The sequence below is a fragment of the Oleiphilus sp. HI0080 genome (genome assembly GCF_001635135.1).
On sequence record NZ_LWFU01000854.1, the window covers coordinates 1 to 420 of the forward strand.

Genomic DNA, 420 nt, shown 5'->3' on the forward strand with positions numbered 1-420 from the left:
GCGTGTATCTGATTTAATATTTGGTCATAACCAACGCAACTTCTTCACAAAAAATCTAGGAGCAAAATTCTGGCAAATAATCCTGACCAAATTACCTAAACGCTTATTGCAAACCAACCCAAACGAATGTTAGCTTGTCACTCGATTGACCCAGAGAGAAAACATGCTGAACAAAGAAGAAACAATCGATTTATTAAAAAGGCTGCTAGAGGTTTATGACCAAAAGCAGATCGCTGAATTTTTGAACCCGCTCGTGGAAGCCGATTGGTGTCGTGAAACAATAAACCGGATTCTTAAGGGTAAACTAGATCGAACTTTCAGCGAGCATGAAGCCGCCCTGCTAGCTGACATGCTTCCCCAAAAGCCTCGGCATTATGACAATGCAAAGTTCACCTTTATCGATCTATTTGCAGGTATTGG

The 420-nt window shown here is 41.2% G+C and carries 1 pseudogene; it reads left to right on the forward strand.

The features are described 5' to 3' along the window. Positions 1-163: 163 nt before the first annotated feature. A pseudogene (locus A3751_RS17270) lies at positions 164-420 on the forward strand (DNA (cytosine-5-)-methyltransferase); the annotation flags it as partial.